This is a genomic window from Sphingomonas sp., assembly GCF_004799495.1.
Lineage (GTDB): Bacteria > Pseudomonadota > Alphaproteobacteria > Sphingomonadales > Sphingomonadaceae > Sphingomonas.
The window spans coordinates 1-15,205 of the sequence record NZ_SSMY01000012.1; the positions used below are offsets into that span (position 1 = coordinate 1).

17 protein-coding genes and 2 riboswitches are annotated in these 15,205 nt (G+C 66.7%); of the genes, 5 read left to right on the forward strand and 12 right to left on the reverse strand.

What is annotated here, in order from left to right:
• The 4 genes from E7773_RS13755 to E7773_RS13770 all read right to left on the reverse strand — a co-directional run.
• On the reverse strand, window positions 1–204 hold a 204-nt coding region (locus tag E7773_RS13755; protein ID WP_293992335.1), incomplete at its 3' end, for a hypothetical protein.
• Window positions 205–266: 62 nt separating this feature from the next.
• Window positions 267–695: a hotdog fold thioesterase gene (locus tag E7773_RS13760; protein ID WP_293992337.1), complete on the reverse strand. Its 429-nt coding sequence runs from the start codon at window positions 693–695 to the stop codon at window positions 267–269.
• 91 nt (window positions 696–786) lie between these two features.
• A complete protein-coding gene (locus E7773_RS13765) occupies window positions 787–2,322 on the reverse strand; it encodes an aminoacyl--tRNA ligase-related protein (RefSeq protein ID WP_293992340.1) in 1,536 nt (511 codons plus the stop codon).
• A 73-nt stretch (window positions 2,323–2,395) separates the two neighbouring features.
• On the reverse strand, window positions 2,396–2,815 hold the full coding sequence (locus E7773_RS13770) for a hypothetical protein (RefSeq protein WP_293992343.1): 420 nt from the start codon (window positions 2,813–2,815) through the stop codon (window positions 2,396–2,398).
• 318 nt (window positions 2,816–3,133) lie between these two features.
• On the opposite strand from E7773_RS13770, the gene E7773_RS13775 reads away from it, so the two are divergent.
• Window positions 3,134–4,051 (forward strand): DMT family transporter, encoded by a 918-nt coding sequence (locus tag E7773_RS13775; RefSeq protein WP_293992345.1) that lies wholly within the window; start codon window positions 3,134–3,136, stop codon window positions 4,049–4,051.
• On the opposite strand, the gene E7773_RS13780 is transcribed toward E7773_RS13775, so the two are convergent.
• The 6 genes from E7773_RS13780 to E7773_RS13805 all read right to left on the reverse strand — a co-directional run bounded on the left by E7773_RS13780 (window position 4,041) and on the right by E7773_RS13805 (window position 10,075).
• Window positions 4,041–4,574, reverse strand: a complete 534-nt coding sequence (locus E7773_RS13780; RefSeq protein WP_293992347.1) for a CcdC protein domain-containing protein — start codon at window positions 4,572–4,574, stop codon at window positions 4,041–4,043. The two genes, E7773_RS13775 and E7773_RS13780, sit on opposite strands and share 11 nt — an antisense overlap.
• Entirely contained in the window at window positions 4,574–6,109 is a 1,536-nt protein-coding gene (gene gcvPB, locus E7773_RS13785) for an aminomethyl-transferring glycine dehydrogenase subunit GcvPB (RefSeq protein WP_293992714.1), read from the reverse strand. Before gcvPB ends, E7773_RS13780 begins: the two co-directional genes overlap by 1 nt.
• A 32-nt stretch (window positions 6,110–6,141) precedes the next feature.
• On the reverse strand, window positions 6,142–7,500 hold the full coding sequence (gene gcvPA, locus E7773_RS13790; RefSeq protein ID WP_293992350.1) for an aminomethyl-transferring glycine dehydrogenase subunit GcvPA: 1,359 nt from the start codon (window positions 7,498–7,500) through the stop codon (window positions 6,142–6,144).
• A 108-nt stretch (window positions 7,501–7,608) separates the two neighbouring features.
• The gene (gcvH, locus tag E7773_RS13795; protein ID WP_293992352.1) at window positions 7,609–7,977 is read right to left on the reverse strand and encodes a glycine cleavage system protein GcvH; all 369 of its coding nucleotides are present in this window, start codon (window positions 7,975–7,977) and stop codon (window positions 7,609–7,611) included.
• 1 nt (window position 7,978) lies between these two features.
• On the reverse strand, window positions 7,979–9,127 hold the full coding sequence (gene gcvT / locus E7773_RS13800; protein ID WP_293992355.1) for a glycine cleavage system aminomethyltransferase GcvT: 1,149 nt from the start codon (window positions 9,125–9,127) through the stop codon (window positions 7,979–7,981).
• A 58-nt stretch (window positions 9,128–9,185) separates the two neighbouring features.
• Window positions 9,186–9,288, reverse strand: a riboswitch (glycine riboswitch).
• A gap of 1 nt (window position 9,289) precedes the next feature.
• Window positions 9,290–9,378, reverse strand: a riboswitch (glycine riboswitch).
• A 46-nt stretch (window positions 9,379–9,424) separates the two neighbouring features.
• On the reverse strand, window positions 9,425–10,075 hold the full coding sequence (locus E7773_RS13805; protein ID WP_293992358.1) for a hypothetical protein: 651 nt from the start codon (window positions 10,073–10,075) through the stop codon (window positions 9,425–9,427).
• 92 nt (window positions 10,076–10,167) lie between these two features.
• Here E7773_RS13805 and ispH point away from each other — a divergent pair, with 92 nt between their 5' ends.
• Genes ispH through rnhA form a run of 3 tightly spaced genes read left to right on the forward strand, consistent with a single transcriptional unit; the run spans window position 10,168 to window position 12,521 of the window.
• Window positions 10,168–11,121: a 4-hydroxy-3-methylbut-2-enyl diphosphate reductase gene (ispH, locus tag E7773_RS13810; protein WP_293992360.1), complete on the forward strand. Its 954-nt coding sequence runs from the start codon at window positions 10,168–10,170 to the stop codon at window positions 11,119–11,121.
• Between the two features lie 3 nt (window positions 11,122–11,124).
• Window positions 11,125–12,078, forward strand: a complete 954-nt coding sequence (gene thrB / locus E7773_RS13815; protein WP_293992362.1) for a homoserine kinase — start codon at window positions 11,125–11,127, stop codon at window positions 12,076–12,078.
• Window positions 12,075–12,521, forward strand: coding sequence for a ribonuclease HI (gene rnhA / locus E7773_RS13820; protein WP_293992364.1), 447 nt, complete (start codon window positions 12,075–12,077; stop codon window positions 12,519–12,521). The genes thrB and rnhA overlap by 4 nt, the downstream gene beginning before the upstream one ends.
• A gap of 127 nt (window positions 12,522–12,648) precedes the next feature.
• On the opposite strand, the gene E7773_RS13825 is transcribed toward rnhA, so the two are convergent.
• Together E7773_RS13825 and E7773_RS13830 are read right to left on the reverse strand one after the other, a co-directional pair.
• Window positions 12,649–13,731 (reverse strand): FAD-binding oxidoreductase, encoded by a 1,083-nt coding sequence (locus E7773_RS13825; protein WP_293992366.1) that lies wholly within the window; start codon window positions 13,729–13,731, stop codon window positions 12,649–12,651.
• Window positions 13,728–14,684: an alpha/beta hydrolase gene (locus E7773_RS13830; RefSeq protein ID WP_293992368.1), complete on the reverse strand. Its 957-nt coding sequence runs from the start codon at window positions 14,682–14,684 to the stop codon at window positions 13,728–13,730. The genes E7773_RS13825 and E7773_RS13830 overlap by 4 nt, the downstream gene beginning before the upstream one ends.
• Window positions 14,685–14,732: 48 nt before the next feature.
• On the opposite strand from E7773_RS13830, the gene E7773_RS13835 reads away from it, so the two are divergent.
• The gene (locus E7773_RS13835; RefSeq protein ID WP_293992370.1) at window positions 14,733–15,203 is read left to right on the forward strand and encodes a prepilin peptidase; all 471 of its coding nucleotides are present in this window, start codon (window positions 14,733–14,735) and stop codon (window positions 15,201–15,203) included.
• Window positions 15,204–15,205 lie beyond the last annotated feature (2 nt).

Below are 15,205 nucleotides of genomic sequence, written 5' to 3' on the forward strand. Positions count from 1 at the left end.
CTGCGCTCCGTTACCGCCGCCGCCGTGGAGCGCGATGACCAGCGGCATCGGCGCTCGATCCGGTGGCGCGAACAGCAGATAGTCGCGCCTGGCGTCGCCGACCATGACCGAGAACGATTGCAACGAATTGTCGGCGGCCGGCGCGGCCATCGGCCATTGCAGCGCGATTCCCAGCGCTAGCATCGTCATCAGCAGCCACCGCATCGCGTCCCTCCCAAAAGCGAACTTCAGGATCTTAACGCGCGCGGCGACGACAACCCTTCGCGTTAACCGACGACTATCACCGCTAGCGTGATCCGCGACAGGCACACCAGCTTGTCCGCATCGTCGGTGATGCGGATCGTCCACACCTGCGTTGTGCGGCCGATCGATTCGGCGGTGGCGACCGCGGTCACGAACCCGCTCATCGCCGGGCGGATGTGGTTGGCGTTGATCTCCATCCCGACCGCGACCGATGTCGCCGGGTCGAGCGTCATCGTCGCGCCGACCGACGCCACCGTTTCCGCCAGCGCGACCGACGCGCCGCCGTGGAGCCGCCCGAACGGCTGGTGCGTGCGCGCATCGACCGGCATCCGCGCGGCGAGCCAATTGTCGCCGACCGCGGTGAACTCGATCCCGATATGCCCGGGCATCGACGCGGCGCCCATCTGGGTGAGCGCTCCCGGGTCGGGCTTCTGGTTGTCAAACCAGATCATCGCGCATTCCTTTCACCGTTCGTGCTGAGCCTGTCGAAGCACGGTTGTAGCGCGTGCCCTTCGACAAGCTCAGGGCGAACGGAAGTCTGATTCAATACGCCCGCGCGATCAGCACGCGCTCGACCGCCGGCTCGCCAGTGAACAGGCATGCGCCGCTAGCGGGCGCCGCGCGTTGCGGCACGTTGCGCAGCGTAAGCTTGAGCGACTTGAGCGTCTCGACCACCTTGTCGAGCGCCGCGCCGGTGGGCTTGGACCAGTTCGCCTCGACCCAGCCGGGGTTCTTGATCCCATCGGCGAAGAATGCCTTGAGGCCCGCCATGTCGGTCACGTCGCGCGCGATGTTGGCATCGAGCCGCGCCTTCGCCTCGGCGAGCAAGCCATACTGGATCGCTTCGAGCGTAGCCGCCGCACCGCCGACGAACTCGGCCTTCGCGACCACCGCGCTGTCGAGCTTGCCGTCCTCGCGGTACAGCTGGTCGCGGCGGATCACGCTGACGTTGCCGCCCGCGACGTCGCGCCCGCCGACCTCGATCACGATCGGCGCGCCCTTCTTGATCCAGCCCCAGCGCTTGGTCGTCGACTTCGCCGCCTTCAAATCGAGCAATGCGCGCACCGGCTCCCCGCACGCCGACAGCTTGGCGAGGTCGCCCTGCAAGCCCTTGCAATAGTCGACGATCGCGACGTCCTCGTCAATGTCGCGCAGCATCGGCACGATTACGATCTGCCACGGCGCGAGGCGGGGTGGCACGCGCAGGCCGTCGTCGTCGCCATGCACCATGATCAGCCCGCCGATCATCCGCGTCGACACGCCCCAGCTCGTCGTGTTGGCGTATTCGAGCTCGCCCGACGCGTTCTGGAACTTGATGTCCTGCGCGTGCGCGAAATTGGTGCCGAGGAAGTGCGACGTGCCGGCCTGGAGCGCCTTGCCGTCCTGCATCATCGCCTCGATCGACCAGGTCTCGACCGCGCCGGGGAAGCGCTCGTTCTCGGGCTTCTCGCCCGCGATCACCGGCAGCGCGACACATTCCTCGGCGAAGCTGCGATAGACTTCGAGCATCTTGAGCGTCTCGTCGCGCGCCTCGGCCTCACTGGCGTGCGCGGTATGCCCCTCTTGCCACAGGAATTCGGCGGTGCGTAGGAACATCCGCGTGCGCATTTCCCAGCGCACAACGTTGGCCCATTGGTTGATCAGCACGGGCAAGTCGCGCCACGACTGCACCCAGCGCGAGAACGCGGTGCCGATCACCGTTTCCGACGTCGGCCGGATGACCAGCGGCTCCTCCAGCTTGGCGGCGGGATCGGGAATCAGCTTGCCCTTGCCGTCGGGGATCAGGCGGTGGTGTGTGACGACCGCCATTTCCTTGGCGAAACCGTCGACATGCTCGGCTTCCTTCTCGAAGTTCGAGAGCGGGATGAACAGCGGGAAATAGCAATTCTCGTGCCCCGTCGCCTTGATGCGATCGTCGAGCAGCCGCTGGATGCGCTCCCAGATGCCGTATCCCCACGGCCGGATCACCATGCACCCGCGCACCCCGCTCTCCTCGGCCATGTCGGCCTCCGAGATGACGGTCTGGTACCATTGCGCGAAATCTTCGGCGCGCGTGACGGGTAAGGCGTGCTTGATCATGATGCGCGGCGGATAGCCCGATCACGCTGTTCGATGCCAGAAAAACTGCGACCCGCCTTCGAAACCCGCCACGTTACATTGCCAGCGACGAGGGTCCAAGGCTGGTCAGGTCGATGACGCCGTCGATCGACACCGCGTGAAAATAGAGCGTGATCGCGTCTTCGTTCTCCCCGGTATCGAACGGCATCCACCCGAGGTCGCGGAGCCGGCCGACGCGGTTGCGATACCGTTGGGGCGGCGCGGGCAGGACGTTGGCGGCAAAATCGCGAAACCCCAAATGGAGCGAAAGGTTCTGGTTCGCGCTCGACAGCCTTTGCGCGAAAGGCGCTGCGTGATCTTGCGAACAATCGCGGCCCGCTCGATCGAGCAACGCCGCGGACAGACGATAGGCCACGTCCTTCAACATCAGGATGCGGGGATTGATGTCGCTAGCCGGCTCCCATGCCCGCTCGACCGGCTTCAGCATCTCGATGCGCCGCAACTCCCAGCGCAATTTGCCCGGATGATAGATTTGATCGAAAACAATCCGCGCAGTCAGGGGTGTGATTACGTCATATGTAACCAGATCGCGACTGAACTCGGGCCGAGGAAAACAGGCTTTTCGCGCGTGAACAAGTAGATCCAGAGGCATATCCTCGACCTATATTTGACCGGTTCCTGGCGATGGCTTTACCGTATCAATCTCCATAATGGATTCAATCCAATCCGTTATGGATGTACTTTTCACGCCCCCCCCTGCTGCCTGCTGATGGTATTTGCGCCGACCCCGGTAACGCTTGCCGTGATCCGCCGCGCGACGCATGGCATCCCAATGGGGGAACCGACGGCAGCAAGTGGCGATCGTGTGATGCTCGGCATCGCGATGCGGTTGCTCGCGGTGCTGTTGCTCGCGACGCTGTCGACGCTGATCAAGCTGGCCGAAACGCGCGGCGCGAAGCTGGTCGAGATCATGTTCTGGCGGCAGGGCGCGGCCATCCCGGTGGTGCTGGCGTATATGGCGCTGACCGATCGTAGCCTCGGCGCGGTCAGGTCGAATGCGTTTCGCGGACAGGCGATCCGCGCCGCGATCGGGGTCACCGGCATGGCATTCAATTTCGGCGCGGTGCTGTTGCTGCCGCTCGCCGAAGCGACGACGCTCGCGTTCACCGTGCCGATCTTCGCGACGATCCTGGGCGCGGTGGTGCTCAAGGAGCCGACCGGGTGGCATCGTTGGAGCGCGGTCGTCGTCGGGTTCCTCGGCGTGCTGATCGTGACGCAGCCGGGCAGCGGGCACTTCCCGCTGGCCGGCGCCGCGGTCGGGCTGACATCGTCGGTGTTCGTCGCGATCGTCGCGATCCAGCTGCGTCAGATCGGCAAGGTCGACCGGCCAGTGACGACGGTATTCTGGTTCTCGACGCTGTCGATGATCCCGCTCGTCCTGCTCTACCCGTTCTTCGCGCAGGCCCACGACCCCGCAACGTTCGCAATCCTCGCGGCGATGGGGCTGTTCGGCGGGCTCGGGCAGATCGCCTTCACCGCCGCGCTCAAACACGCGCCGGTCTCGGCGGTGATGCCGATGGACTATTCGAGCCTGATCTGGGCGACGCTCTATGGCTGGACGCTGTTCGGGATGCTGCCGACCCCATGGACCTGGGTCGGCGCGCCGGTGATCATCGCGAGCGGGCTCTACATCGTCTGGCGCGAACACGTCCGCCGTCGCGCGGAGACGCAGCAAGCGATCAGCGCGTAGCGCCCGCTTCCTCGAGCAATCGCTTGCCGCGCAGATACATCTCGATTCGAGTCACCGTGAACATGCCGAGCCCGAGCGCGAACGCGGCATCGGTCACCAACTGCGCATCGAAGCCCAGCGCACGCCCCTCGCCCTGCGCCGCCATCTTCACCCCGATGATCGCGAGTAGGAACAGGATCGCGAGCGGCGACCCCTTCTGGCTTAGCGCATACGTTTGCGGGTCGACGTGAATCTGCATCAGCCGCCCGCGCTGCCAGCCGATCGCACACCCGACCACCAGCGCGATCGCCGACGCGAGCCAAGCCGCCGGGGTGGGCATCGTGAAGGCGAAGCTCGGGGCCTTAAAGAAGACGTTGAGGATGGTGATCGCGAGGTAGAGCGCCGGGACCACCCACAGCAGGCCGAGCTTGAGCGGGCGCATCTGCGTCATCCGCCGCGCGCGCAACCCGAAGATCACGATGAAGATCGCGAGCGGGATCACATATTGCATGATCCCGTGCGGCCCGCCTGCCTGCCCGCTCATTATTCCGCCGCCTCCGCCAATTGCGGGTCCTTCCATACCAGCACGGGCTTGCGCGCCGCCAGCGTTTCGTCGAGGCGGCGGCGCGGCGCGAAGTGCGGGGCCGACTTGAGGCCCTCGTCGCCCGCCTTGGCGCGTTCCGCCACCGACCGCAGCGCCCCGATGAACTGGTCGAGCGCTGCCTTGCTCTCGGTTTCGGTCGGCTCGACCAGCATCGCGCCGTGGACGACGAGCGGGAAGTACATCGTCATCGGGTGGTAGCCCTCGTCGATCAGCCCCTTGGCGATGTCGATCGTCGAGAAGCCCTCAGGCAGGCCGTCGTCGCTGAAGATCGCTTCGTGCATGCATGGCCCGCTCGCGGCGAACGGCGCGTCGAGCGTATTCTCCAGGCTGCGGAGGATATAGTTGGCGTTGAGTACCGAATCCTCGGCGACCTGGCGCAGCCCGTCGGCGCCGTGGCTGAGGATGTACGTCAGCGCGCGCGTGAACATGCCCATCTGGCCGTGGAATGCGACCATGCGGCCGAAGCTCTTGCCGTGATGCTCGCCTGCGCTTTCTTCCTCGACCAGCGCGAAATGATCGCCCTGCTGCTCGACGAACGGCAGCGGCGCGAACGGGGTCAAGGCTTCGGAGAACACCACCGGCCCCGCGCCCGGCCCGCCGCCCCCGTGCGGGGTGGAGAAGGTCTTGTGCAAATTGATGTGCATCGCATCGACGCCGAGGTCGCCCGGGCGCACGCGGCCCACGATCGCGTTGAAGTTCGCACCGTCGCAATAGACGAACCCGCCCGCGGCGTGGACAGCGTCGGAGATCGTGCGCATCTCGCGCTCGAACAGCCCGCAGGTGTTGGGGTTGGTGATCATCACCCCCGCGACGTCGGGCCCGAGCCGGCTCTTCAACGCCGCGACATCGACGCGACCGTCGGCGGTCGCGGGAATGTCCTCGACGCTGTAGCCCGCGAACGCGGCGGTCGCCGGATTGGTGCCGTGCGCGCTTTCGGGGACCAGTATGACCTTGCGGTGCCCCTCGCCCTTCGCCTCGAGCGCGGCCTTGATCGCGAGGATGCCGCAGAGCTCGCCATGCGCCCCGGCCTTGGGGCTCATCGCAACCGAGTGCATGCCGGTCAGCGTCACCAGCCAGTGCGCGAGCTGATGGATCACTTCGAACGCCCCCTGCACGGTCTCGACCGGCTGGAGCGGGTGCACGTCGGCGAACCCTGGCAGCCGCGCGACCTTCTCGTTGAGCCGCGGGTTGTGCTTCATCGTGCACGACCCGAGCGGGAACAGGCCGAGGTCGATCGCGTAATTCTGTCGCGACAAGCGAGTGTAGTGGCGGACGGCTTCGGGCTCCGACAGGCCAGCGAGGCCGATCGGCTGCGCGCGCTCCAGCCCGCCGAGCTTCGACGCGACCTTCGCCGGCGCAGCGACTTCGACCCCGGTGGTCTCGGTCGATCCGATCTCGAAGATCAACGGTTCCTCGAGCATCAGCGCGCGGTTGCCGGTGAAGGTCGCGTTGTCGCTGCGCCGCTCGGGCGTCATTTCGGGGCGCCAGCCGCTCTGGTTGATGTTGCTCATGCCAGCGCCTCCTCAAGCGCTGAAGCCAGCGTCTCGACATCCTCCGGCGTCGTGGTTTCGGTGACCGCGACGACCAGCCCGTTGGCGAGATCGCCCGCGCCCGGATAGAGCCGCCCGAGCGACACGCCCGCCAGGATGCCCTTGTCGGCTAGCGCGCGGACTACCGGCCGCGCTTCCTTGGGTAGCCGCAGCGTGAATTCGTTGAAGAACGAGTTATTGACCAGCTCGACCCCCGGCACCTTGGCCAGCCGTTCCGCCGCGGCGACCGCGCCGGCGTGGTTGGCCGCCGCCAACGCGCGCAGTCCTGCTTCGCCCAACAAGGTCATGTGGATCGAGAACGCCAGCGCACAGAGACCGCTGTTGGTGCAGATGTTGCTGGTCGCCTTCTCGCGCCGGATATGCTGCTCGCGCGTCGACAGCGTCAGCACGAACCCGCGTTTCCCTTCCGCATCGACCGTCTCGCCGCAGAAGCGCCCGGGCATCTGGCGGATGTACTTTTCCTTGCAACCCATCAGCCCGACATACGGCCCGCCGAATTGCAGCCCGACGCCGATCGACTGGCCCTCGGCGACGACGATATCGGCGTCCATCTCGCCCGGCGACTTGAGTGCGCCCAGTGCCACCGGCTCGGTCACCACCGCGATCAGCAGCGCCTTCTTCGCATGGCACGCATCGGCGAGCGGCGTCAGGTCGGCGATGCGGCCGAGGATGTCGGGGTACTGCACCACGACGCACGACGTGTCGTCGTCAATCTGCGCGATCAGGCTGTCGATATCGGTGTCCGCGCTAAGGCCCGGCAGCGCGGTGTCGAGCGCGTCGCCGGTATATTTTGCCATCGTCTTCGCGACCGACACGTAATGCGGGTGCAGCCCCGACGACAGGATCGCCTTACCGCGCCTGGTGATCCGCCGCGCCATCCCGATCGCTTCCCAGCACGCGGTCGATCCGTCGTACATGCTGGCGTTCGCGACATCGGTGCCGAGCAGCCGCGCGACTTGCGTCTGGAACTCGAACAGCATCTGCAGCGTGCCTTGCGCGATTTCGGGCTGGTACGGCGTGTAAGCGGTCAGGAACTCGCCGCGCTGGACCAGGTGATCGACCGACGCCGGCACGTGGTGGCGGTACGCCCCGCAGCCGAGGAAGAACGGCGCGTCGCCCGCAGCGAGGTTCTTCTTGGCGAGCTTGGTCATGTGTCGCTCGACCGCCAACTCGCTTGCGTGGAGCGGCAGGTCATGGATCGGTCCGTCGAGCTGCGCGACGGCGGGCACATCTACGAACAGGTCGTCGATCGTCTTAGCGCCGATCACGGCAAGCATCGCCTCGCGGTCGGGCTGGGTCAGGGGCAGGTAGCGCATCTTGTTCCTTCTCCCCTCCCGCTTGCGGGAGGGGTCGGGGGTGGGCCTGTTCCAGAGTGTCGCCTGTGACAGGCCCACCCCTAGCCCCTCCCGCAAGCGGGAGGGGGATTAAAGCTTCGCGACGAACGCCTCGTACCTGGCTTCGTCCATCAATTCCTTGAGCTCGTCCGGGTCGCTCAGCGTCAGCTTGAAGAACCAGCCTTCGCCGTCGGCATCCTCGTTGACCAGGCCCGGCTCGTCGCCGAGCGCGGCGTTGCCTTCGATCACCGTGCCCGACACCGGCGAATAGACGTCCGAAGCCGCCTTGACGCTTTCGACCACCGCGGCCTCGTCGCCCTTCGCGACCGTCTTGCCCTCTTCGGGCACGTCGACGAACACGATGTCGCCGAGCTGGCCCTGCGCATAGTCGGTGATGCCGACCGTGCCGATGTCGCCATCGACATCGACCCATTCGTGATCTTCGGTGAAGTAGCGCATGTTACTTGGCTCCTCGGACGTAGCGGTGGGAAACGAATGGCATCGCGGCGACGGTCGCCTCGTGGACCTTGCCGCGCTGGTTGAGCTGGATCCTGGTACCGACTTCGGCGAGCGCGGCGGGGACATAGGCCATCGCGATCGGCGCGCCGAGCGTCGGGGCGAACCCGCCGCTGGTCACCTTGCCGACCTCGGAACCATCGGCGTCGAGCACCGCGGCACCCTCGCGGACTGGCTGGCGGCCTTCGACGAGCAAGCCGACTCGCTTCGACACCGGGCCGTTCTCACGCTCCATCAGGATGCGGGTCGCGCCGGGGAAGTTTGCTTCCTCGCGCCGCCTCTTGCTCGCCACCGCGAAGCCGAGCGCGGCCATGATCGGCGTGGTCTCGGGGTCGAGGTCATGGCCGTAGAGCGGCAAGTCCGCCTCCAGCCGCAGCGAATCGCGCGCGCCCAACCCGATCGGCTTCACCTCCGGCTCGCCGCACAACAGGTCGGCGATCTTTTCAGCCTGGTCGGCGGGGATAGAAATCTCGAACCCGTCCTCCCCGGTATAGCCCGAGCGGCTGATATACGCCTCGACCCCCGCGATCTCGAACAGCCCGCCGCGCATGAACACCAGCGCGTCGAGCGGCCATCTGCCAATCGTATGGCGCTTGAGCGCGTCGAACGCCTTGGGCCCCTGCAATGCCAGCAGCGCGCGGTCCTCGAGATGGTTGAGCGTGATGGCGTCGGGCAAATGCTCGCGCAGATGCGCGATATCGTCCCATTTGCACGCGCCGTTGACGACCATGTAGATCCCGCCCGGCCAGCGCGAGAACATCAGATCGTCGAGGATCCCGCCATTTTCCGCCAGCAGCAGCGAATATTTCTGCTGCCCGAGCTGCACGCCCTTCACATCCGCCGGGATCAGCTTTTCGAGTTCGTCGTCGAGCGCATCGCCCGACAGCAGCAGCTGGCCCATATGCGAAACGTCGAACAGCCCGGCCGATTCGCGCACCCACAGATGCTCGGCCATGATCCCTTCGTACTGGACCGGCATGTGATAGCCCGCGAACGGCACCATCCGCCCGCCCCGCGCGCGGTGCCACGCGTCGAGCGGGAGCGTCTGCAGCTCCACTTCGACATAGTCGTTGGCAAGATCGATGTCGCTCAAGGTCCAACTCCCGCAAACAGATGACGGCGCGACAACGGCCCGCACGAGCCGAATATCCGCCGCCCCCTCTGTCACGGAACCTGAGAGCTTTCACTGGGCAGGTGCCCGGCTTACCCCTTCGGTGGCACGGGTCGCCCCGCACGCTTTCCAGAGCGTCGCTACCGACAGAACGCGGTCCTTCTGCCTGAGAGATTCCGGGGCGGTTGCTCCTTCGGCGGCAGGTATAACCTGCGCTCTCCCGCGTCGTCAGCGACTGGACGACCCTGTGACGCCGCCCGGCAAGCGAGTCAACGCGGCTTAACGTGTCGCGTTATATTTCAGCTGGTCGTCGGTCAGCTGGAAACCGACCAGAGCCTCGAAACTCGCGCGGAGCACTGCGGCGCGAACGTCCGGGGCCGACAGCGGATCGACGGCGGCGGCCTCGCTGCCGCCCTTGCGCTTCGCCGTGATGCGGCGCTTGACCTCATCGGACAGCGTGGCGGCGGCGCGGACCACGCTGGCGCGGGCCGAGCCGTTGACGCTCGCGCGCGCCTGCCCCGCGTCGAAATGCACCACCACGCGCCCGACGCGCTTGGCCACCACCGCGCTGCCGCCCTGTACCACGGTGATGAAATAGGGGAGGGTCACGTCGCGCGGGCCGCTGGCGTTCGCGCGGCGCGCGAGCACCTGGAACGTCACGTCGGTGACGACGTCGTCCCCCGCATCGCCGCACGTCGAGCGCACGTCGGTCATCGCCGCGACGACGTCGATCGCGGTCGCATCGCGGCTGGTCGCGGGGTCGAACAGCGTGACGTCGCCGGTCCCCGCCGGCACGCCGACGGTCGGGCAGGCGGTACGCACCGCGGTCACGCCGGCGCCGGCTTCCGAAATGTCGAGGTCGCCCTTGCTGGCGCAGCCGCCGAGAATCAGCGCGACGGCGATCGGAGCGGCGGTAATGCGGAATGACACGGGCGGGATGACCTTCTCAACGCTGGAAACTAAGCCTCGCCTTCCATAGGAACCAGCTTTGCCTCACGCAAGCAATCGCGTAGAGGCGCGCCATGTCCGCAATAAGGCCGCAACTCGACCTGCTGATCGCCGCGCCGCGCGGGTTTTGCGCGGGCGTCGATCGCGCGATCCGGATCGTCGAGCTGGCGATCGAGAAGTACGGCGCCCCGGTCTACGTCCGGCACGAAATCGTCCACAACAAGTTCGTGGTCGATACGCTGAAGGCGAAGGGTGCGATCTTCGTCGAGGATCTCGACCAGGTGCCCGACGGCGTGCCCGTGGTGTTTTCCGCGCACGGCGTGCCCAAGGCGGTGCCGGCCAAGGCGGCGGAGCGGGGCCTGTCGTATCTCGACGCGACCTGCCCACTGGTCAGCAAGGTCCATCGCCAGGCCGAGCGGCTGGTTGCGGCGGGGCGGCACATCCTGTTCATCGGCCATGCCGGGCACCCCGAAGTGATCGGCACGTTCGGCCAGGTGTCGGAAGGGTCGATGACGCTGGTCGAAACGGTCGCCGACGCCGAGGCGCTGACGGTGCCCGATGCGGACAATCTGGCCTTTCTCACGCAGACCACGCTGTCGGTTGACGATACTGCCGCGGTGCTCAAGGTGCTAAAGCGGCGCTTCCCGGCGATGCTCGCGCCAGGGCCCGACGACATCTGCTACGCGACATCCAACCGCCAGGCCGCGGTCAAGGCGATAGCGCAGGCATGCGACCTGGTGCTGGTGATCGGCGCGCCCAACTCGTCCAACTCGCTGCGGCTGGTCGAGGTCGCGGTGCGCAACGACACCTGCGCGACGCTGATCCAGCGCGCCGAGGACATCGATTTCGCGTGGTTCGATGGCGTGCGCACGGTCGGCATCACCGCTGGCGCCTCGGCCCCCGAAATGCTGGTCCGCGAGGTGGTCGACCACATCGCGACGCGGTTCGACGTGCGCGAGCGCGAAGTCGAAACCGTCGCCGAAAAGGTCGTGTTCAAGCTCCCGCGCGAACTCAACGCGGCCGCCTGACACTTGGCGGTCTACACGCACGTGTCGGCCGAGGCGTTGGGGGAATTCCTCAAGCGGTACGACGTCGGCGAACTGGTGTCTGCGAAGGGCATCGCCGAGGGGGTCGAGAACTCCAATTACCTGGTCGACACGACCAAGGGGCGATATTTCCTGACGCTCTACGAGAAGCGCGTCGCGGCGGACGACTTGCCCTATTTCATGGCGCTGCTCGATCATCTTGCCGCCAAGGGCCTGCCGGTACCGCCGGCGATCAAGGATGGGGATGGCCTCGAGATACAGGAGCTCGAAGGCCGCCCGGCGTGCCTGATCAAATTTCTACCGGGCGTGTCGATCTCGCATCCGACAGTTGCCCAGGCCGGTGCCGTGGGACGTGCGCTGGGCGACGTGCACAAAGCGGCGGCCGACTTCGCGCCGGTCCGTGAGAACTCGATGGGGGTCGCGACGTGGCGCCCGCTGTTCGAACGCTGCGGCCGTGCGCTCGACGATATCGAGCCTTCCCTCTACGACCACGTGGGAGACGCTCTCGACAGCGTCGAAGCGGCATGGCCGTGCGACCTTGCGCACGGCACGATCCACGCCGACCTGTTCCCCGACAATGTCCTGATGCGCGGCGATACGGTCGCCGGACTGATCGACTTCTATTTCGCGTGCACCGACATCCGCGCCTACGACCTCGCGGTGATGCACAGCGCCTGGTCGTTCGCCGATGCCGGACGGACCTATGTCGGCGATATCGGGCATGCGCTGGTGAGCGGCTATGGCGACACGCACAGCATAACCGACGACGAGTTACGCGCACTGTCGGTGCTCGCGCGCGGGGCCTGTCTGCGCTTTTTCCTGTCGCGCGCGTGGGACTGGCTCAACACGCCCGCCGATGCACTGGTCACGCGCAAGGATCCGCTCGATTATTTCCGCCGCTATGTGATCTATACCGGTTTGGGCGACCTATACGCATGACCGAGCTCAGCCATGTCGAGATCGCCACCGACGGCGCGTGCAAGGGCAATCCCGGGCCGGGCGGCTGGGGCGTGTTGATCCGGATGGGCGCGCGCGAGAAGGAGCTGTCGGGCGGCGAAAAGCTGACCACCAACAACCGGATGGAACTGACCGCCGCGATCGAGGGGCTGAACGCGCTCACGCGGCCGTGCCGCGTGACGCTGTCGACCGACAGCCGCTACGTGATGGATGGCCTCACCAAATGGATCCACGGCTGGCGCCGGAACGGCTGGCGCACGTCCGACAAGAAACCGGTCAAGAATGCCGAGCTGTGGCAGGCTCTGCTCGACGCCGCCGCCCCGCACCGCGTCGAGTGGGTCTGGGTAAAGGGCCATGCCGGCCACCCCGACAACGAGCGCGCCGACCGGCTGGCGAGCGACGCGGCCGACGCGCAGCGCCGATAGCGCTGACAATGTTGGATTGCGGGTGGCATGCGAGTCGTGGCCCGACCATTTTCCCTTGTTTTACAAAGGTAAGGGTCAGCCGGAAACGGCCGCGTTAGTGTCAACTTAGTGTAAACTTAGGGCAGTATCAGCGGAACCGGCCGGGCGAATAACGCTCGCGGTCGATCCCGGCGACGAGCGGATCAGGCGTGGTGCCGAGCAGCAGCGACGCTGCGACCAGCGACGCGGCGGGGGCGGTCTGGATGCCGAAGCCGCCCTGCCCCGCGCACCAGAAGAACCCTGGCACCGCGCCGTCGAAGCCGTAGACCGGCAGCCGGTCGGGAGCGAAGCTGCGCAGCCCCGCCCAGCTCCGTTCGACTCGCTCGATCCGCCAGTCGACCGCATGTTCGAGCCGGTCGATCGCGATCGCGATGTCGAGCTCCTCGGGCTGGACGTCGCCGGGCTCGCTCGGGATTTCGTCGTGCGGGCTGAGCCATAGCCGCCCGCCCGATTCGGGCTTGAAGTAGAAATCGCCGCCGATGTGCGCGACGTGCGGCGCGTCGTCGGGCACTGGCGGATCGACGCGGAGCTGGATCAGCGTGCGGCGGAACGGCGCGATCCCGATCGGCGCGACGCCGGCGATTTTCGCGACCTGATCCACCCACGCGCCCGCCGCGTTGACCAGCACCTTCGCCTCATACGACCCCGCCTTGGTCTCCAGCCGCCAGACACCGTCCGCCCGCGTCGCGCCGGTCAGCGCCGCGTCGAGCACCAGCTCCGCACCCGCTTTCTTCGCGCGCGACAGCGCCGCAGCGTGCAGTCCGGCGACGTCGATATAGGCGCAGCTCGGCTCCCACACCGCGAGGTTCCACTCGGGCCGTAGCCCTGCGATGCGCTCGCGCGGATCGACCAGCGAGAGGTCGACCCCGGTGCCGGCAAACTGCGCGAGCATGCCGTCGATCAGCCCGCGCTCTTCCTCGCGCCCGATGTGGAGCGACCCCAGCGGCTGGAGGAACCCGCCGTCGTCGAACAGCCGGCGCGACGCCGCGGTAAGCGGCTGGACGCCGGGCCCGCCATACGTCTCTTCCCAGAACGCCGCGGAGCGCCCGGTCGCGTGGTAACCCGCGACGTCCTCCGCTTCGAGGATCAACACATTGGCGTGCGGCGCGACTTCGGCGGCGAGGCTCGCGCCGGCGATCCCGGCGCCGACGATGGCGATGTCGTAGGTCATTGCTGGGCGCCCTGCTGGGCTCGGGCGGACAGGAAGATGTCGATCTCGCCGAGCGCGCGGTTCCGCACGGCGTCGACCTCGCGCAATATCTCGTGCGCCGATTCGGGCCCAAAGCGCACGACGCGGCAATCGGGGATGTTGCCCGCGACCGACAGCGCGTCCTTCGGCGTGACCAATTTGTCGGCGTCGGCGACGAGCATCAGCACTGGCACCTTCATCAGCCTGACGCGCCGGCTAAGCCGCAAGCGCCGCGTCGATTCGAACGCGCGGACCACCCAGCGCCAGCTCGGCGGGCCGAGCTTGAGCGACGGATCATGCTCCCACCACCACGGTTCGTCGGCGTAGCGATCGTCGTCGTGCGTCAGCAGCGACTGGCGGCTGCCCACCGTCGCGGGTCGCTCGTTGCCCTTCCATGCGCGGCGCCGCGGATCGCCGAGCCGCATCATCAAATTGGCGAGCCATTCACCGAACCCCGCGCTGATCGGGGCGTGGACGCCCATCATCGGCGCGACAAGCACGGCGGCCGCGGGCTCGGCTAGGCTCTTGGCGAGCGCGCGGCACACCAGATGCCCGCCCATCGAATGCCCCATCACGACATGGGGTTTGGGCGCCGTCGCGGCCCATTGATTCCAAAACGGCCCGAAATCGGTGAGGTAAGTGGTGAACCGGTCGATATCGCCAACATGCGGATCGTCGGACAACCGCCCCGACCCGCCCTGCCCGCGCCAGTCGAACGAGCTGATCGACCAGCCCTGCGCGTGCCAGTGCTGGAACGTCTCCAGATACTTCTCGAACAGGTCGCCGCGCCCCGCCTGGAACAGGATCGACCCGCGCGGACTGACGGCCGCCGACGGCCAGTCGAACCGGCGCAGCTGCCATCCGTCGGGCGCGGTCCAGTACGAGATTTGGCTGTCCGGCGGATAGGCGCGGCGGACGTTTTCGGCGGCGATCATGCTGCTGGTTACTTTTTGGAAAGCCCTCACGTCTAGGGCTATGGTCCGATGGGCTGGGGAATTCTGTCTTACGCGCTCGTTGCGGCGCTCGTCCTGATCCTGCTGTCGGCGGGCATCGAGGACGCGCGCACCCGCGAGATCGCCAATTGGAAGAACGCCGCGATCGCATTGATGGCGCCGGCCTGGTGGTACGTTCAGGGCTATGGCCTCGGCGATGCGGCGATCCAGTTCGGCATCGCGCTTACCGTGTTCGCGGTGTTCGTCGGCGCCTTTCATTTCGGCTGGATGGGTGGCGGCGACGTCAAGATGATCGGCGCGCTCGCGCTGTGGCTGCCGGGACAGGCCCTGCTGTTCATGCTGATGGCCATGTCGGTCATTGGCGGCGTGCTGACGCTGATCATGATGCTCGACCATTGGCGCCGCAAGGCGCCGGGTGCGGTGGAAACGCCGTACGGCGTCGCGATCGCGATGGCGTCGATGATCGCGCTCAGTGAACCAATATTTAACCAGTTTACGTAGAT